Here is a 17,553-nt window from a genome sequence, read left to right as displayed (position 1 = left end):
AGGGGGGAGAGGAGAGGGCACAGAAGCCCTAAAACCGTGATGCGGAGAAAACGATGGGCGCACCGCGCTCAGGATGCGCCATCGCGTGCGCGCAATGCATCGCGCATCAACGTGGCGACCTCGCGCGAATCGGCCGATGCCTGCCGCGCCAGTGCATCGCTCACTGCGGCGATATTGCCGGCCGGGTGGTTCTGACTCAGTTTGAAGGTCAATTCGATGCTGTTTGGGACGAAGCGGAAGCCGACCAGGCCGCGCAATTGCCGGCGATGGCTGTCGCGCTCCATTTCGAACTGCCAATCGCTACCCACGCGCTGCTCGAAATGCGCGCTCATGCGTGCGATCAACCCGCCCAGCGCGTCTTCATCGCTGATCTGGCTGCAGCGGCCATGCAGATGCGCAACAGCGTAGTTCCAGGTGGGCACGCGTGCGGCCGCTTCCTTGTCCAGATACCAGCTGGGCGACACGTAAGCATGCGGCCCGCGCAGCACGATCACTGCATCGCCAGGAGCGCGCGCCTGCGGATTGGGGCGTGCCCAATGGCCTTCGATCACGACGTCCTGCCCATCGCGTTGATACAGCACCGGCAGATGCGAGATTGCCGGTTGGCCGTCGTCGCCCTGGCTGATCAGGGTGACAAATGCATCGCGTGCGAACAGCCAGTCCAGCAAGGCCAGATCGGTCTGCGCAAACGCACGCGGGGCGTACATGTCAGGCGCGGCCGCCCATGCTCACGACCATGCGCGCACGCAGGTCGGCATCATCGTCACCTTGGGGCGGCGAGACTTCATGCAGCGAAAAGCCGCGCATGAGCGCGTCCTCTTCATCCAGCCCGTCCAGCGCCACGAATTCGGCGTCGAACAAGGCCGCACGCGCGCTGTCTTCGCTATCGTAGGGCAGCGTCTTGCCATCGCTGTCCAACACCTCGGCGGTACCGGCTTCATTGACGCGCAGGCGCGCCCAGATCAGGGTGCGGCCGATCGTGGCCAGCCACCAGGAGTCGTGCGCGCCCTGCAGGGTGTCTTCGTAAGTCGTCATGGCATTACCTTGGAAAGCAGGCCGAGCAGCGCCGCCATGCCCAGGCCGAAAAAGATGGTGAGCAGCGAGAGCCAGGCGGGTGTGGCCAGACCGGACAGTGCACTGTCGCGGTAGCTGCGGTAGCGCCGCGCCAGCAACCAGCGCAGCGCCACGGGACTGATGAAGGCCGGATCGCCAAAACTGGCCAACGCATCCGGATGGCGGTCGCGCAGGTGCACCAGGGTCAGCGGCCAGAAGATCAGCAGCGCGGTCAGACCTGCGACGGCCAGGCCAACGAAGCACAGGGCGAAGAACAGAATCATGCGGCGGCCAGCATCAGGAAAAGTTTCGGGAGTGCCGCGCCAATGATCAGTGCTGCAATGGCCCAGCGCATCGGAGCCGTGGCATGCCGGGTAGCGGCGCGCGCGGTGTTGGTCTGCCACCAGCGCTGCGGGTCGAGCTGACGCGACGCCAGCCGCGCCAGCAACACGCTACGTATCGCTGTCAGCCCGCCCGTGATCGCCGCCAGCCCGAAAGCCAGCGATTGAAGTATGGGGATGGCGGCCGGCAAGCTCACTCAGAACTCCGCGCTGCCCGGCGCGCGCGGGTAGGGGATGGCGTCGCGGATATTGCTCAGCCCGCACACGTAGACCACCAGGCGCTCGAAGCCCAGGCCGAAGCCGGCATGCGGCACCGAGCCGTAGCGACGGAAGTCGCGGTACCAGCTGTAGTGCTCCTGATCCAGGCCGAACTGCGCCATGCGCGCGTCGAGCACGTCCAGACGCTCTTCGCGCTGACTGCCGCCGATGATTTCGCCAATGCCCGGCGCCAGCACGTCCATCGCCGCGACGGTCTTGCCGTCGTCGTTCAGGCGCATGTAGAACGCCTTGATGTGCTCGGGATAGTTGGTCACCACCACCGGGCGGCCGATGTGCTCTTCGGTGAGCCAGCGTTCGTGCTCGGTCTGCAGGTCCAGGCCCCATTCGACCGGAAAGTCGAACTTCTTGCCGGAGTTCTGCAGCAGCGTCACCGCCTCGGTGTAGTCGATCTGCTCGAACGGGGCATTGATGAAGGCTTCCAGCTTGCTGATCGCGTTCTTGTCCACGCGCTCGGCCAGGAACGCCAAATCGTCGCTGCGCTCGTCCAGCACGGCACGGAACAGGTACTTCAGAAATTGCTCGGCCAGGCGTGCATCTTCGGCCAGGTCGGCGAAGGCGATTTCCGGCTCGATCATCCAGAACTCGGCCAGATGGCGCGTGGTGTGGCTGTTCTCGGCGCGGAAGGTCGGGCCGAAGGTGTAGACCTTGCTCAGCGCCAGGCAGTAGGCCTCCACGTTGAGCTGGCCGGACACGGTCAGGAAGGTTTCCTTGCCGAAGAAATCGCGGCTGAAATCCACGTTGCCCTTGGCATCGCGCGGCAGGTTGACCATGTCCAGCGTGGAGACGCGGAACATCTGCCCGGCGCCTTCGGCATCGGAGGTGGTGATGATCGGGGTGCTGATCCAGTTGAAGCCGTTCTGGTGGAAGAAGCGGTGCACCGCCTGCGCCAGGCAGTTGCGGATGCGGGTGACCGCGCCGAACAGGTTGGTGCGCGGACGCAGGTGCGCCACTTCGCGCAGGAACTCGGGCGTCATCGGCTTGGGCTGGATCGGATAAGTCAGCGGGTCTTCGACCCAACCGACAATGTCCACGCCGCTGGCCTGGATCTCGAACGACTGGCCCTTGCCCTGCGACTTCACCAGCACGCCCTTGGCGATCAGCGAGCAGCCGCTGGTCAGGCGCTTGATCTCGTCGAAATTGGGCAGCGTGTCGTTGGCCACCACCTGGATGGGAGCGAAGCACGAACCGTCGGTCACGTTGATGAAGGCCAGTCCGGCAGATCCGCGCAATGTGCGCACCCACCCCCGTACCGTGACTTCGCCGCCTTCCGGGAGTTTTCCCGCAAGCGCATGTTCAACGCTGACCACCGTCATGACTTGTCCTCGCCGTAGCGACTTTGAATGGTCTGCGAGTTTACTGGCTGCGGGCGCGCCGGCGCGAGCGCCTGAACCGCTTGGGTGGTCACGCTTGTCGAAGGCTCGGCATGGCCCCATCTGGGAAACACCTCGTATCGGCGGGTGCAGTCCTTGGCTCTTGCAGCCTCGCTATACTTGCCGCCATTGTTTCACCATCGTTCCTGGAGCACTCCCATGGCCATCAGCCTCACCCCCGCCGCGCTGGAGCGCGTGCAGCGTTTCGTGCAGCAGACCCCGGGGACGCTGGGTCTGCGCTTTGGTGTGACCAAGACCGGTTGTTCGGGCTGGGGCCATGTCACCGACCTGGCGCGCGAGAAGCGCGACGACGATGCAGTGTTCGAGCAGGGCGGGGTCCGCATTTTCGTCGATCCGATCAGTCTGCCGCTGGTAGACGGGACCTGCATCGACTTCGGCAAGCACGGGCTGAGCGAGACCTTTACCTTCAGCAATCCCAATGCCACCGCCGAGTGCGGCTGCGGGGAGAGCTTTACGACCGAAGCCGAGCATCGCTGAGCTCGCCGGCGCGCGCTGTTCCTTCTCCCTGCGGGAGAAGGTGCCCGAAGGGCGGCGGATGAGGGTACGGGGGCCAAGCCATGAGCCGTGGATTTCTGCGCGGGCTTTGCCCCCGGACCCGCACCCAACCCCTCTCCCGGCGGGAGAGGGGCTTTAGGACGTTCTTGTTGGACGGCTGGTTGCGGCTAAACGCCTGAACTGCCATACTTTCCTGCTTCCTGCCCGATTCCGGGTGGGAACCCTTGCTCCACCGGCCGCTTGCGCGGACCACCGGGGAGCTGTCCGGCCCACGTGGCCACATCCGAAAGGTAAAACAACATGAGTCGTCATTACGAAGTCGTGTTCCTGGTCCATCCGGACCAGAGCGAGCAGGTCCCGGCCATGATCGAGCGCTACAAGTCGCTGATCGAGGGCGGTAACGGCACCATCCATCGTCTGGAAGACTGGGGCCGTCGTCAGCTGGCCTATCCGATCCAGAACCTGGTGAAGGCGCACTACGTGCTGCTCAATATCGAAGTCGACCAGGCCGTGCTGAGCGAGCTGGTGGAAAGCTTCCGCTTCAACGATGCGGTGCTGCGTCACCTGGTCGTCAAGCGCGATGGCCCGGACACCGAGCAGTCGCTGATCATGAAGAGCAAGGACGAGAAGGGCGACAAGCCCGAGCGTAGCGAGCGTCGTCGTCGCGATGACGATGAGGGCGATGCTCCTGCCGCCACCGATACCGACGGCGACAACGCCGAAGCCGCTTAAGGAGCGCTGTCATGTCCAAGTTCTTCCGTCGTCGCAAGTTCTGCAAGTTCACCGCCGAGGGCGTGAAAGAGATCGATTACAAGGATCTCAACACCCTGCGTCAGTACCTCACCGAGAACGGCAAGATCGTGCCGAGCCGCGTGACCGGTACCAAGTCCAAGTACCAGCGTCAGCTGGCCACGGCCGTCAAGCGCTCGCGTTTCCTGGCGCTGATTCCGTACACGGACAACCACGACGTCTAATCCGAGTCCCTCGGAAGAGCCCGCACGGTTGTATGTGAGTCCCTCACAAAAGCCCGCACGGTTGTATGTGAGTCCCTCACAAAGGCCCGCACATCCATGTGCGGGTAATAAATATAGAGGCCGGTCATTCGAGATGCGGTGTTGATCGTGCTCTTGCGATTCCCAAATCCCGATTCCCGAATCCCGTCTTTTCGGACAGCAAACGTTGCGTCGGCCAAAGCGCCGGCGCTAACGAATAACGGAGCACCACCATGGATCTGATTCTTCTGCAAAAAGTGACCAACCTGGGCAACCTGGGCGACAAGGTCAGTGTCAAGCCGGGCTACGGCCGTAACTTCCTCGTGCCGCAGGGCAAGGCCGTGCCGGCCACTGCTGCGAACGTCGAAGCGTTCGAAACCAAGCGTGCCGAGTACGAAGCCAAGGCCAACAGCATCCTGGCCGACGCACAGAGCCGCGCTACCAAGTTCGAAGGCGCCAGCGTCACCATCGGCGCGCACGCAGCGACCGAAGGCAAGCTGTACGGCTCGGTTGGCCCGCGCGACATCGCCGAGGCGTTCACCGCCGCCGGCCTGCCGCTGGAAAAGAGCGAAGTGATCCTGGGTGAAGGCGCATTCCGCAATGTCGGCGAGTACGACGTTGTGCTGCACCTGCACGCAGACGTGGAAACCACGGTCAAGGTCATCGTCGAATCCGACGCCTGATCCAAGCCGTATGTGTCATCCGAAGGGCGCCTTGTTAGGCGCCCTTCGTTTTTGGGGCGCCGCCGCCAGTGCTGGCATGCCCGTTATACTCATGCCCCATTGCCGGTTCCACGGCCTGCAGATCTTATGGATCAAGGGCTTGGGTGACGGCTTCACAGGAAAAGCGCCTGCCGGCTTCGTCCGCGCGGTGCCCGGAATCTCCAGCCCCCATGCGCCTGTCTACGATCAAGCTGTCCGGTTTCAAGTCGTTCGTCGACCCGACCACGTTGCACCTGCCCACCAACATGACCGGCATCGTCGGCCCCAATGGCTGCGGCAAGTCCAACATCATCGATGCGGTGCGCTGGGTGATGGGCGAAAGCTCGGCCAGCCGGCTGCGCGGCGACTCGCTGACCGACGTGATCTTTTCCGGCTCCTCGGCGCGCAAGCCGGTGTCGCAGGCGACGGTGGAACTGATCTTCGACAACTCCGATCACACCATCACCGGCGAGTTCGCCTCGTTCAACGAGATCTCGGTCAAGCGCCTGGTCAGCCGCGACGGCAACAGCGCCTATTACCTCAACGGCACCAAGTGCCGGCGTCGCGACATCACCGACCTGTTCCTGGGGACCGGCCTGGGTCCGCGCAGCTACTCGATCATCGAGCAGGGCATGATCAGCCAGATCATCGAGGCGCGCCCGGAAGACCTGCGCGTGTATCTGGAAGAGGCCGCCGGCATTTCCAAGTACAAGGAACGCCGCAAGGAAACCGAAACACGCATTCGGCATACCCGCGAAAACCTCGACCGCCTGGGCGACCTGCGCGAGGAAATCACCAAGCAACTGGCGCATCTGCAGCGCCAGGCGCGCCAGGCCGAACAGTACCAGGCCTTGCAGGAGGAACGGCGGATCAAGGATGCCGAGTGGAAGGCGCTGGAGTACCGCGGCCTGGACGGGCAATTGCAGGGCCTGCGCGAAAAATTGAATCAGGAAGAAACCCGCCTGCAGCAGCTGATCGCCGACCAGCGCGATGCCGAGGCGCGGATCGAAACCGGGCGCGTGCGCCGCGAAGAAGCCGCCGAAGCGGTGGCCAAGGCACAAGCCGATGTGTACCAGGTGGGCAGCGCGCTGGCGCGCATCGAGCAGCAGATCCAGCATCAGCGCGAACTCTCGCATCGCTTGCACAAGGCGCGCGATGAGGCGCAAAGCCAGTTGCAGGAACTGACCCAGCACATCAGCGGCGACTCGGCAAAACTGGCGGTGCTGCGCGAAGCCGTGGATGCGGCCGAACCGCAGCTGGAACAGCTGCGCGAGGACCATGAGTTCCGCCAGGAAGCGCTGCGCGAAGCCGAAGCGCGGCTGGCCGACTGGCAGCAACGCTGGGAAACCCATAACCGCGACACCGGCGAAGCCTCGCGCGCTGGCGAGGTGGAGCGCACGCGCGTCGATTATCTGGACCGCCAGTCGCTGGAAGCCGACCGCCGCCGCGAAGCGCTGGTCAACGAACGTGCCGGTCTGGATCTGGACGCGTTGGCCGAGGCGTTCGAACAGATCGAGCTACGCCACGAAACCCAGAAGACCTCGCTGGACGGATTGACCGAGCAGGTCGAAGCGCGCAAGCACGTGCTCGGCGGGCTGCAGGAACAGCAGCGCGCCAGCCAGGGCGAGCTGGCCGAAGTGCGCAAACAGGCGCAGGCCGCGCGTGGCCGGCTGTCGTCGCTGGAAACCCTGCAGCAGGCTGCCCTGGGCCAGGAGCAGGGCGCGGCGGTGGCGTGGCTGAAGGCGTGCGGGCTGGATTCGGCGGCGCGTGTGGGCGAGCGCATTAGCGTGGAAAGCGGCTGGGAAAATACCGTCGAAAGCGCGCTGGGACAGTTGATCGAAGGCGTGCTGGTGGATGCGCCCGAGCAACTGGTCGACGCGCTGGGCGAGTTGGGCGAAGGCCGCATCGCGCTGGTGTCCAGTGCCACCGATGCCGCTACCTTCGCACCGACCTCGTTGGCCGCCAAGGTGCAGGGGCCGATCGCGATTCGTCGCCTGCTGGCGCGTTTGCACGCCGCCGACGATCTGCAGACCGCACGCAGGTTGCAGGCCTCGTTGCCGGAAGGCGACTCGGTCATTACCCGCAACGGCGAGCGCCTGGGCGAGGGCTGGGTGCGCGTCTCGCGCTCGGGCGCGGCCAAGCAGGGCGCGCTGCTGCGCGAGCGCGAGATTCAGGAGCTACGCACCCAGATCGAAACCTTGCAGGAACGCGAAGCCGAGCTTGAACATCAGCTCGCCAGCTTCCGCGAACAACTGCTAGCGGCCGAGCAGCAGCGCGAGGACGCACAGCGCCAGCTGTACATGGCGCATCGCAGCGTCTCCGAGCTGGCCGGGCAATTGCAGAGTCAGCAGGGCAAGGTGGATGCGGCGCGCACGCGCATCGAGCGCATCGAAATCGAGCTGTCACAGCTGCTGGAAACGTTGGACACCAGCCGCGAACAGGCACGTGAGGCGCGCGCCAAGCTTGAAGACGCCGTCACCTTGATGGGCGATCTGCAGGGCACGCGCGAAGCGCTGGAAAGCGAGCGCCGTCAGCTCACCGATGCACGCGATCAAGCGCGCGATGCCGCACGCGGCGTGCGCGATGCGATGCATGCGCTGGCGCTCACGCTGGAATCGCAGCGCACCCAGATCACCTCGCTCAGCCAGACCCTGGAGCGCATGGACAGCCAGCGCGGCCAGCTCGACACGCGCCTGGAAGATCTGGTTGCCCAGCTCAGCGAAGGCGATTCGCCGGTGGAAACGCTGGAACACGAGCACCAGGCCGCGTTGAGCGAGCGCGTACGCACCGAGCGCGCGCTGGGCGAAGCGCGCACCATGCTCGACAGCATCGATGGCGAGCTACGCAGCTACGAGCAGACCCGCCAGCAGCGCGACGAACAGGCATTGGCGCAGCGCGAGCGCATCTCGCAGCGCAAGCTCGATCAGCAGGCGCTGGTGCTCAACGCCGAGCAGTTGGCGGCAGCGGTAGTCAAGGCAGGCTTCGTGCTGGAGGACGTGGTCAACGGGTTGCCAGAGTCGGCCAACGTGGCCGAATGGGAAGCGACCGTCGGCCAGATCGACGGCCGCATGCGGCGCCTGGAGCCGGTGAACCTGGCCGCCATCCAGGAGTACGGCGAGGCCGCGCAGCGCTCCGAATATCTGGATGCGCAGAACCTGGATCTCAATACCGCGCTGGAAACGCTGGAAGAAGCCATTCGCAAGATCGACCGCGAAACTCGTGGCCGTTTCAAGGACACCTTCGACCGGGTCAATTCCGGCGTGCAGGCGCTGTATCCGCGCCTGTTTGGTGGCGGGCATGCGTATCTGGAGCTCACCGGCGAAGACCTGCTCGACACCGGCGTGACCATCATGGCGCGCCCGCCGGGCAAGCGCGTGTCGAGCATTTCGCTGCTGTCCGGGGGGGAGAAGGCGATGACCGCGGTGGCGCTGGTGTTTGCGATCTTCCAGCTCAACCCTGCGCCGTTCTGCCTGCTGGACGAGGTGGACGCGCCGCTGGACGAAGCGAACGTCGGCCGCCTGGCCAATATGGTGCGCGAGATGAGCGAGAAGGTGCAGTTCCTGTTCGTCAGCCACAACAAGGCCACCATGGAAGCCGCGCGCCAGTTGTCCGGGGTGACCATGCGCGAGCCGGGCGTCAGTCGCCTGGTCAGCGTGGACCTGGAAGAAGCCGCGCGTTTGGCGGGTGCGGCATGACGTGCCATGCTTGTTGGAATATCGACACCTGTCACTCTTATGCGGAGGCACGCTGAATGTCCGACATGGCCATGATCCGGATCGGGATCCTGATCGCTGGACTGTTGCTGGTCGCGGCCATCTTCCTGTTTGGTCGCCCGAAGAAATCGCCGCAAGGGCGCCGGGTCGACAAGGAAGAGGGCCAGCCGCGCGAACGTCGCGAACCGGTGATTTCCAGCGAGCCCGGCGTGGATGGTGAAACTGCGGAACGCGGAGAAGGCGTCGAGCAGAGCGAACTCAACCTGGAAGAGCACGACGCCGCCGGCGGTAACGAGGTCGGCAAACGCCCGAACCAGGATTTCGACAAGATCGTGTCGTTGTTCGTGGCCGCCAAGGCGGGCCAGGTGCTGCGCGGCGAAGATGTGGTGGTCGCTGCCGAAAAGACCGGGCTGGTGTTCGGGCACATGAATGTGTTCCACCGCTTGGTGGAAGGGCACCCCGAGCGCGGGCCGATCTTCAGCATGGCCAGCATCCTCAAGCCGGGCAGTTTCGACATGGCCAACATCCGCGAGATGCAGACGCCGGCGATCGCGTTTTTCCTCACCCTGCCGGCGCCGATGACCGCGCTGGACGCCTGGGAAAAGATGCTGCCCACCGTGCAGCGCATGGCCGAACTGCTGGATGGCGTGGTGCTGGACGACAGCCGCAACGCCTTGGGCCGGCAGCGCGTTGCGCATATCCGCGACGAACTGCGCGCGTATGACCGCCAGCATCAGGCACCGCCGCTGACCAAGTCGCCGCGCTGGTGAGTTGACATGTTGAGTTTGCAGGGCGTGTTGGCGGTGGCGTTGTTGCTGGTCTTGTGGGCCATCTTGGCGATGCCGTTGCTGTGGATCTTTACCAGGATCGCCACGCGCCTGCGTAAACGCCCGCGGCATTCGCCGTGGCTGGTCGTGGGCTTTGCTGCCGCGATCACGTTGCTGGTCGCGCCAGTGCCAACGCCCTTCGTCAGCGTGTTCATGCCGCACGCCGTCGCGCTGTTGGATCGCCGCTATTACATGCACATCCTGCAGGGCCCGCCGCTACTGCACGAGTTGCTGCTGTGGAGCGCCGGTTCGATGGCGCTGACCTTCGTGATCAGTTATCTGTGGATCCGCCGCACGCTGCGCGCACCGCAGAGCGAGGCGTTGGATCAATAGAAGCCCCTCTCCCGTCGGAGACAGACGAAGACACGCATTGCGCGCCACTGGCGCGCGTGCCTTGGAGCACCCGCGCCGCGAGCGCGGGTTGGCTAATGGTAAGGGTAAGGGTAAGTGCGAAGCAGTGGGGCAGTCGGTGCTTCATCGCTGACGGCGCGTGGCGAGGCGTTTGTCATCACCTCTGTTGGCCGATCTCCGGGGCGCACCCTCATGCGCCGCTTGCGGGGCACCTTTTCCCCATAAGTGGGACAACGTCCCGAGGGGAAAAGGGTTCACGTTTGGCTTTATCGAATGCGTCGCCAATTAGCGCTTGGCTTTCCCAAACGCTTCGCGGAAGCGCAGCATTTCCGCTTCGGTGCCCACGCTGACGCGCACGCGCTTGGGCCAGATCGGCCAGCTGCGGCCGACGATGACGCCTTGCTTCTGCATCGAGGCGGCGAACACGCTTGCATCGCGTTTGACGTCCAGCAGGAAGCAGTTGGCTTGCGAGGGCAGGCAGGTGTAGCCCTTGCCCTTGAGCCAGGCGACGGTCTCCTCACGCACGCGGGCGTTGTCGGCGCGGCGGGTCTGCACCAGCAGCGGGTCGCGCAGGCTGGCGATGCCAGCGGCCATCGCCGGAACCGACAACGGGTTGCTGCCGAATGCGGCAAGTTTGGTCTGCAAGCCGGGCGGGGCCAGGGCAGCGCCCAGACGCAGGCCTGCCATGCCGTAGAGCTTGGAGAAGCTACGCAGTACGATCAGGTCCTGGCGCTGACGCACCAGATCGGCCACTGACGGCTCGTTGCTGTACTGGATATACGCCTCATCGACCACCAGCACGGCGCTGGCCGGCTTGTTGGCCAGCAGCCATTCGATGTCGGCACGCGGAGTGATCGAGCCGCTGGCGTTGCCGGGGTTGCACAGATAGAGCATGCCGGCGGTCGGGTCGGCCTTGGCCATCGCCTTGACGTCGTGCGCGCCATCTGCACGCAGCGGCACCTTGCGCACGGCCACGCCGCGGGCAGTGGCGCTTTCGACCAATGGGTCGAAGCTCGGGTCGGCCACCACCAGCCCGGCGCGTGCGGAGGTCAACAGGCTGGCGGCCCGGTTCAGCGCGTCTCGCGACCCGGGGAACAACGCCAGATGATCGTTGGGCAGCTGCAGCTCGCCGGTCATCAGGTTACGCAGATCCTGCTCCATTTCGAGCAGGTAGCGGCCCGAGCGGGGCAGCGAACGCGTGGCAGCTTCAATCGCTGCCGGGGCGGGCCCGAGCGGGTGCTCATTGAGGTTGAGGTACACCGTGCCGGCCGCGGCGGCGACGCCAGGCGTTGCCGGTGCCGCAGCGCGCTTGCGGGCTGCCTCGGCCGCGGGTGCCAACCCCAGTGCGGAAACCGCCATGCCGGTGGTGGCCAGGCTGAGAAACGAACGGCGCGAGACGGGCAACGACACGGGTGAACTCCAGAAGCGGCGGGCAAAGAGGGCGCCACGCTAGCCGGTTTGTGCCTGTCTGCCTATCGGGGAATTCTCATGAGGCTGGTTCGCGGGCGTGCTTGCAGGGGGGAGGGGGGCAAAGACAGTCGTTCTGCTGGTGGTTGTGTAGGATCGCGTAATTCCTGCCGCGTTCGCTATCTCGCCGGGATCCGGGCGGTACTGAAATGCCCGGTTCACTCCGGCACCAGGGCGCTAGCGCAAATCCAAACGACATCAGTCGGCGATCAACCATCACGATCGAAGCACTCGCCGCTGACCCTTGGTATCGGCACGGCCCGTTAGAATGGGCGGCCCAATGCCAGCCCAGCGATCGTATGACTGTCAGCCCGGACCCCGCTCAGCGCATTGATGCCCTGCGCCGGCGAATCGAAGACGCCAATTACCGGTATCACGTGCTCGACGAGCCGCAGATGGCCGACGTCGACTACGACCGCCTGATGCGCGAGCTGGAAGCGCTGGAAGCGGCGCACCCGGCACTGGCCAGTGCCGATTCGCCAACGCAACGGGTGGGCCATCTGGCCGCATCGCGGTTTGCCGAAGTGCGGCATGCCTTGCCGATGTTGTCGCTGGGCAATGCCTTCAGCGACGAGGAAGTGAGCGAGTTCGTTCGTCGCATCAGTGAGCGGCTGGAGCGCAAACAACCGGTGTTCTCGGCCGAACCCAAACTCGATGGCCTGGCGATCAGCCTGCGCTACGAAAACGGCGAGTTCGTGCAAGGTGCCACGCGCGGCGATGGTGCCACCGGCGAGGATGTCAGTGCCAACCTGCGCACCGTCAAGGCGATTCCGCTGCGCCTGCGCGGCGAGGGTTGGCCGCAGGTGTTGGAAGTGCGCGGTGAGGTCTATATGCCACGCGCCGCGTTCGAAACCTACAACGCGCAGATGCGCGCTCAGGGCGGCAAGGTGCTGGCCAACCCGCGCAATGGCGCGGCCGGCTCGCTGCGGCAGCTGGACGCGCGCATCACCGCGCAGCGCCCGCTGAGTTTCTTTGCGTACGGCGTCGGCGAGGTGAGCGAAGGCACGTTGCCGCAGACCCATTCGGCGATCCTGGCGCAGCTGCGTGCGTGGGGCTTCCCGGTCAGTGCGCTGGTCGAGGTGGTGCAGGGCAGCGACGGCCTGTTGGCGTATTACCAGCGCATCGGTGAAGCGCGCGACGGCTTGCCCTTCGATATCGATGGCGTGGTCTACAAGCTCGACGATCTGGTCGGGCAGCGCGAGATGGGATTCGTCTCGCGCGCGCCGCGTTGGGCGATCGCGCACAAGTTCCCGGCGCAGGAACAGTCCACCACGGTCGAAGCCATCGAGATCCAGATCGGCCGCACCGGTGCGGCCACGCCGGTGGCGCGACTGAAGCCGGTGCATGTGGCCGGGGTGATCGTCACCAATGCCACGCTGCACAACGCCGACCAGATCGCGCGGCTGGATGTGCGCGTGGGCGATACGGTGATCGTGCGCCGCGCCGGTGATGTGATCCCCGAAGTGGCCGCCGTGGTGGCCGACCAGCGCCCGTCCGGGACCCAGGCGTGGCAGATGCCCACGCAATGCCCGGTCTGCGGGTCGGAGATCGTGCGCGAAGAAGGCCAGGCGGTGTGGCGCTGCTCCGGCGAATTGACCTGCCCGGCGCAGCGCAAGGAAGCCTTCCGGCATTTCGTTTCGCGGCGCGCGATGGATGTGGACGGACTGGGCGAAAAATTCATCGAGGTACTGGTCGACAGCGGCTTGGTGCAAGGTGTGGCCGATCTGTATCTGCTGACTGTGGATCAGCTGCTGCAACTGCGCATGATCAGCACCGCCGAGAGCCCGCATGCGTTCTTGCGTGAGGCGCGCGAGCATCTGGCAACCGGTGCGTATGCGCAGCTGGAAACCACCGTGGCGAGCATCGGCGTGGATCTGGCCGGCGAGCGCGAGACGCCGCAGAGCTGGCAGGCCGACCTGCTGCGTGCGGGGCTGCCGAGCTTCGATTGGAACCGCCGCAAGATCGCCACCAAATGGGCCGAGAACCTGATCGAGGCGATCGAAACATCGCGCGACACCACGCTGGAGCGTTTTCTGTTTGCGCTGGGCATCGAACACGTAGGTGAAAGCACGGCGAAGGCGTTGTCGGCGTGGTTCGGCGATCTGGAATTGATTCGTCATCTGCCGTGGCCGCTGTTCAAGCGCGTGCCCGACATCGGTGGCGAAGTGGCGCGTTCGCTTGGGCATTTCTTCGATCAGCCCGGGAATCAGAAGGCCATCGATCATCTGCTGGCGCGCAAGGTGCGCATCGGCGACACCCATCCGCCTTCGCCGAAGCTGCGCGGCGAGTTGAGCTTGGCCAATTTGCTGGAGGACCTGGAGATTCCCAAGGTGACGCCGATTCGTGCCGCCCAGATCGCGACTGCGTTTGGTTCCATCGATGCCCTGCGCAATGGCGGTCCCGAGCCTCTCGTCGAAGCGGGTGTACCGCAGTCAGTGGCCGAGTCGCTCGCGACTTGGCTGTTGGTACCGGCCAACGACACGCTCGCGGTTAATGCCCAGAAAAAGCTTTCCGAGCTGCTGGCTATGATGCCGGAGGCTGGCGAAGAAAAGACCGGCCCGCTCGATGGCCAGACCGTGGTCATCACCGGGACCTTGGCTGCGCTCACGCGCGACGCGGCCAAGCAACGCCTCGAAGCACTGGGTGCCAAGGTCGCCGGTAGCGTCTCCAAGAAAACGGCGTTTCTGGTGGCCGGCGAACAAGCCGGTTCCAAGCTCGACAAGGCGCAATCGCTGGGCGTGGACATCTGGGACGAAGCGCGTTTGCTGGCCTTCCTGAGCGAACACGGCCAACAGCCATGAGCATGGCGCAGGTCGATCTGGCTGCGCTGCAGTTGCGCGCGCGGCTCAATGCCGCGATCCGCGCCTTCTTCGCCGAACGCAGCGTGCTGGAAGTGGAAACGCCGGTGCTCTCCGAGGCCGGCAACACCGAGCCGAATATCGAAAGTTTCAGTACGCGCTTCACCGGCCATGTCGATGCTGGCGCGCCGCTGCGCTGGTTACGCACCTCGCCGGAATATCCGCTCAAACGGCTGCTTGCTGCCGGCGTGGGAGATTGCTACGAACTGGGGCGGGTGTTTCGCAATGGCGAGGCGGGTGGCCGCCACAATCCCGAGTTCAGCATGCTCGAGTGGTATCGGGTGGGCTGGAACGAGCGCAGCCTCGCGCAGGAAACCATCGCCCTGGTGCGCCGCGCACTTGCGCTGGTCGGCCGCGACGCTGCAATGCACGTGCTGACGTATCGCGCGATGTTCGTGCAGACCTTGGGCATCGACCCGCTGCGCGATCCGATCGAAACGCTACGCGCCGCGTTGCATGACGTGGCCATCGATCCGGTTGGCCTGACCCGCGACGATTGGCTGGACCTGTTGATGACCCATCGCATCCAGCCGGGCTTTGCCAGCGACACGTTGACGGTGGTGCACGATTGGCCGGCCAGCCAATGCGCACTTGCGCGTGTGCGCCATGACGACCCGCCGGTGGCCGAGCGCTTCGAGCTGTATCTGGGGAGCGTTGAGGTGGCTAACGGCTATCACGAGCTGAACGACGCGCAGGAACAGCGTGCGCGTTTCGTGCGCGACAACGCCGTGCGTGCGGCGCGTGGATTGCCGCCGCTACCGCTGGATGAACGCCTGCTTGCGGTGTTGCCGCAGTTGCCTGACTGCGCCGGTGTGGCGGTGGGCGTGGACCGTTTATTGATGGCCTTGCGCGGCACCGCGCACATTGCCGACGTGCTGGCGTTCGACTTCGCCCGCGCCTGAGTCATCGCGCTGTCATCGGCGCCGTATTGCTTTCTTCACATCGATGGTGCTCTCATCTTCACGTCCACGGGGGCGCGACGAAGATCGTTTCGGGGTGAGGATTGTCGGCATGAAGTGGCTGATCAGCTTATGCGGTTTGTGGTGCTTGCCGCTGCTGATGCTCGCCGATGCGCGTGCTTCCGACCGCGCAGCCGGCGTGGTGCGCTGCGAGTCCAAGGACCTGGCGCGCGTGCACTGCGCGATGGACGCCTCCCAAGGCGTGCAACTGGTGCGTCAGCTCTCCGAAACCAGCTGCATCCGCGGCAGCGAATGGGATGTCGAACCCGATGGCGTGTGGGTCGAACAGGGCTGTCGCGCAGAATTCGCAGCATCCCGTGTGCAGGCCGTCACGGTGATGCGCCGCGTGGTGCGTTGCGATTCCAATGGCGGCACGGTGGCGTGTCCGGTGGTGCTGCGTGGTGCGCCCGTGCGGCTGCTGCGGCAACGCTCGATGTGGCCGTGCAAGGAAGGGCGCACCTGGGGCGTTCGCCGCAACGAGATCTGGGTGTCGCGTGGATGCGATGGCGAATTCGAGGTGGGCGCCGAAGATGGTTCCGGCTTCGTCGCGGTGCCGCGCATCGTCACCTGCGAATCGAAGAAAAGCGCGCGCCGCACCTGTGGCGTGTCGGTCGAGCGCGCAGTGCGCCTGGGCCGGCAGATGTCCAAAACGCCCTGCGTGGAAGGCCAGACCTGGGGCTGGAGTCGCGACGGGGTATGGGTGAACGACGGCTGCCGCGCCGAGTTCATCGTCGACTAAGGGCAGCTGAAAAACGGCGCGAGCAGTGCTCAGGTGGATGCGAACGGCGCCAAGGAACTGCGGTGTACGCGTGGGACATGCCGATCCCGAACAGCGGCCGCGCCCGCCTGGCGGTGAGCGCAGGCGTCTTGCTGGCCACTACTCAGGTCGCGCGGCCACGCAACGGCGCAGGCAATGTGTGTGCGCCTTACAATGGACGCATGAACGACAGCGCCCATATCGATTACGCCCGCTACGACCACATCCGCCCACTGTTGTGGACCGGTGATGCCCTGGAATTGCTCGACCAACGCAAGTTGCCCTTCGTGGTGGAGCATGTGCGTTGCGACACCAGCGACGCGGTGGCCGAAGCGATTCATTCGCTGGCCGTGCGTGGTGCGCCGGCGATCGGCATCGCGGCCGGATGGGGCGTGGTGCTGGCCGCGCGCGCGATAGACGCCGACGATGGTGACGCTGCGCTGCAAAAGCTTGAGCCGGCTCTGCTACGGCTCAATGTGGCGCGTCCGACTGCCGTCAACCTGGCCTGGGCATTGATGCGCATGCGCCGGGTGCTGGGTGCGGCCGGCGCCGACTGGCGCGCGGTGATCGCGCGCGAGGCGCAGGCCATCGCCGATGAAGATCTGGCTGCCAACCGCCATATGGGCGCGCTTGGCGCCGCGCTGATCGCGCCGGGTAGCGGCGTACTGACCCATTGCAACACCGGCTCGCTGGCCACCGCCGGGTTCGGCACCGCGCTCGGCGTGATCCGCGCCGGCATGGCGCAGCAGCGCATCGCCAAGGTGTTCGCCGGCGAGACGCGGCCGTGGCTGCAGGGCGCACGCCTGACCGTGTGGGAGCTGCAGCAGGATGGCATCGACGCTACCCTGATTGCCGATTCGGCCGCCTCGCATTTGATGAAATCCGGACTGGTCCAATGGGTGATTGTCGGCGCCGATCGCATCTGCGCCAATGGTGATACCGCCAACAAGATCGGCACTTACCAGCTGGCGATCGCCGCACGCCACCACGGCGTCAGATTCATGGTGGTGGCGCCGTCGTCCACGGTGGATCTGGCCACCGCCAGCGGTGAACAGATCGAGATCGAGCAGCGCGATCCAGGCGAATTGTTCGGCGTCGGCGGTGTCAGGACGGTGGCCGACGGCATCCATGCCTGGAACCCGGTGTTCGACGTGACCCCCGGCGACCTGATCGATGCGATCGTCACCGAACGCGGCGTGATCGCGCGGCCGGACCTGGCGCGGATGCAGGCGGCCTTCGGCAGCTGAGCCCCGTGCGCCGCCGGCAGGCTGCCAACGCCGCTCAAACTCCCTGCAAGTGCTTGTTTCTGGCTGGTAAACCCGAGGCATCGGGGTGGCCTGCCGTGGTACAATCTGGCGCTTGAATCGAT

17 protein-coding genes and 1 other RNA gene are annotated in these 17,553 nt (G+C 65.2%); 11 read left to right on the top strand and 7 right to left on the bottom strand.

Annotation, left to right across the window (positions count from 1 at the left end):
- Positions 1-68: 68 nt before the first annotated feature.
- From M0D43_RS02310 to asnS, 5 genes are read right to left on the bottom strand one after another with little or no spacing between them, the layout of a single operon-like run.
- Positions 69-707 (bottom strand): FMN-binding negative transcriptional regulator, encoded by a 639-nt coding sequence (locus M0D43_RS02310; RefSeq protein ID WP_252163453.1) that lies wholly within the window; start codon positions 705-707, stop codon positions 69-71.
- A 1-nt stretch (position 708) separates the two neighbouring features.
- Positions 709-1,035 (bottom strand): hypothetical protein, encoded by a 327-nt coding sequence (locus M0D43_RS02305; protein ID WP_252163452.1) that lies wholly within the window; start codon positions 1,033-1,035, stop codon positions 709-711.
- Positions 1,032-1,337, bottom strand: a complete 306-nt coding sequence (locus M0D43_RS02300) for a hypothetical protein (RefSeq protein WP_252163451.1) — start codon at positions 1,335-1,337, stop codon at positions 1,032-1,034. Before M0D43_RS02300 ends, M0D43_RS02305 begins: the two co-directional genes overlap by 4 nt.
- Positions 1,334-1,591 (bottom strand): hypothetical protein, encoded by a 258-nt coding sequence (locus M0D43_RS02295; protein WP_252163450.1) that lies wholly within the window; start codon positions 1,589-1,591, stop codon positions 1,334-1,336. Before M0D43_RS02295 ends, M0D43_RS02300 begins: the two co-directional genes overlap by 4 nt.
- The gene (gene asnS / locus M0D43_RS02290) at positions 1,592-2,986 is read right to left on the bottom strand and encodes an asparagine--tRNA ligase (protein ID WP_252163449.1); all 1,395 of its coding nucleotides are present in this window, start codon (positions 2,984-2,986) and stop codon (positions 1,592-1,594) included.
- A 216-nt stretch (positions 2,987-3,202) separates the two neighbouring features.
- On the opposite strand from asnS, the gene M0D43_RS02285 reads away from it, so the two are divergent.
- The 7 genes from M0D43_RS02285 to M0D43_RS02255 all read left to right on the top strand — a co-directional run bounded on the left by M0D43_RS02285 (position 3,203) and on the right by M0D43_RS02255 (position 10,125).
- Positions 3,203-3,541 carry a HesB/IscA family protein gene (locus tag M0D43_RS02285; protein ID WP_252163448.1) on the top strand — a complete coding sequence of 113 codons (339 nt, stop codon included), beginning with the start codon at positions 3,203-3,205 and terminating at the stop codon, positions 3,539-3,541.
- 318 nt (positions 3,542-3,859) lie between these two features.
- Complete coding sequence (gene rpsF / locus M0D43_RS02280; RefSeq protein WP_260807796.1) at positions 3,860-4,291, top strand: 30S ribosomal protein S6; 432 nt, start codon at positions 3,860-3,862, stop codon at positions 4,289-4,291.
- A gap of 11 nt (positions 4,292-4,302) precedes the next feature.
- Positions 4,303-4,533: a 30S ribosomal protein S18 gene (gene rpsR, locus M0D43_RS02275; RefSeq protein WP_005991243.1), complete on the top strand. Its 231-nt coding sequence runs from the start codon at positions 4,303-4,305 to the stop codon at positions 4,531-4,533.
- 251 nt (positions 4,534-4,784) lie between these two features.
- Entirely contained in the window at positions 4,785-5,234 is a 450-nt protein-coding gene (gene rplI / locus M0D43_RS02270) for a 50S ribosomal protein L9 (RefSeq protein ID WP_101363147.1), read from the top strand.
- A 209-nt stretch (positions 5,235-5,443) separates the two neighbouring features.
- On the top strand, positions 5,444-8,947 hold the full coding sequence (smc, locus tag M0D43_RS02265; protein WP_260807795.1) for a chromosome segregation protein SMC: 3,504 nt from the start codon (positions 5,444-5,446) through the stop codon (positions 8,945-8,947).
- Positions 8,948-9,003: 56 nt separating this feature from the next.
- On the top strand, positions 9,004-9,735 hold the full coding sequence (zipA, locus tag M0D43_RS02260; protein WP_252163447.1) for a cell division protein ZipA: 732 nt from the start codon (positions 9,004-9,006) through the stop codon (positions 9,733-9,735).
- A gap of 6 nt (positions 9,736-9,741) precedes the next feature.
- Entirely contained in the window at positions 9,742-10,125 is a 384-nt protein-coding gene (locus M0D43_RS02255) for a hypothetical protein (RefSeq protein ID WP_252163446.1), read from the top strand.
- A 303-nt stretch (positions 10,126-10,428) separates the two neighbouring features.
- On the opposite strand, the gene M0D43_RS02250 is transcribed toward M0D43_RS02255, so the two are convergent.
- Positions 10,429-11,553: a pyridoxal phosphate-dependent aminotransferase gene (locus M0D43_RS02250; RefSeq protein ID WP_252163445.1), complete on the bottom strand. Its 1,125-nt coding sequence runs from the start codon at positions 11,551-11,553 to the stop codon at positions 10,429-10,431.
- 356 nt (positions 11,554-11,909) lie between these two features.
- Between M0D43_RS02250 and ligA the strand changes: the two genes are divergently transcribed.
- From ligA to M0D43_RS02235, 3 genes are all read left to right on the top strand, one after another.
- On the top strand, positions 11,910-14,411 hold the full coding sequence (gene ligA / locus M0D43_RS02245) for an NAD-dependent DNA ligase LigA (protein ID WP_252163444.1): 2,502 nt from the start codon (positions 11,910-11,912) through the stop codon (positions 14,409-14,411).
- The gene (gene epmA, locus M0D43_RS02240) at positions 14,408-15,370 is read left to right on the top strand and encodes an EF-P lysine aminoacylase EpmA (RefSeq protein ID WP_252163443.1); all 963 of its coding nucleotides are present in this window, start codon (positions 14,408-14,410) and stop codon (positions 15,368-15,370) included. Before ligA ends, epmA begins: the two co-directional genes overlap by 4 nt.
- 109 nt (positions 15,371-15,479) lie before the next feature.
- The gene (locus M0D43_RS02235; protein ID WP_252163442.1) at positions 15,480-16,166 is read left to right on the top strand and encodes a DUF3011 domain-containing protein; all 687 of its coding nucleotides are present in this window, start codon (positions 15,480-15,482) and stop codon (positions 16,164-16,166) included.
- Between the two features lie 4 nt (positions 16,167-16,170).
- Here M0D43_RS02235 and M0D43_RS02230 read toward each other — a convergent pair.
- Positions 16,171-16,245: non-coding RNA, sX9 sRNA (locus M0D43_RS02230), on the bottom strand.
- A gap of 121 nt (positions 16,246-16,366) precedes the next feature.
- Between M0D43_RS02230 and mtnA the strand changes: the two genes are divergently transcribed.
- Positions 16,367-17,431, top strand: a complete 1,065-nt coding sequence (gene mtnA, locus M0D43_RS02225; RefSeq protein ID WP_252163441.1) for an S-methyl-5-thioribose-1-phosphate isomerase — start codon at positions 16,367-16,369, stop codon at positions 17,429-17,431.
- Positions 17,432-17,553 lie beyond the last annotated feature (122 nt).

This window comes from Xanthomonas prunicola, assembly GCF_025266575.1.
Classification (GTDB): domain Bacteria; phylum Pseudomonadota; class Gammaproteobacteria; order Xanthomonadales; family Xanthomonadaceae; genus Xanthomonas; species Xanthomonas prunicola.
This window is presented reverse-complemented; position numbering and strand designations above follow the sequence as displayed.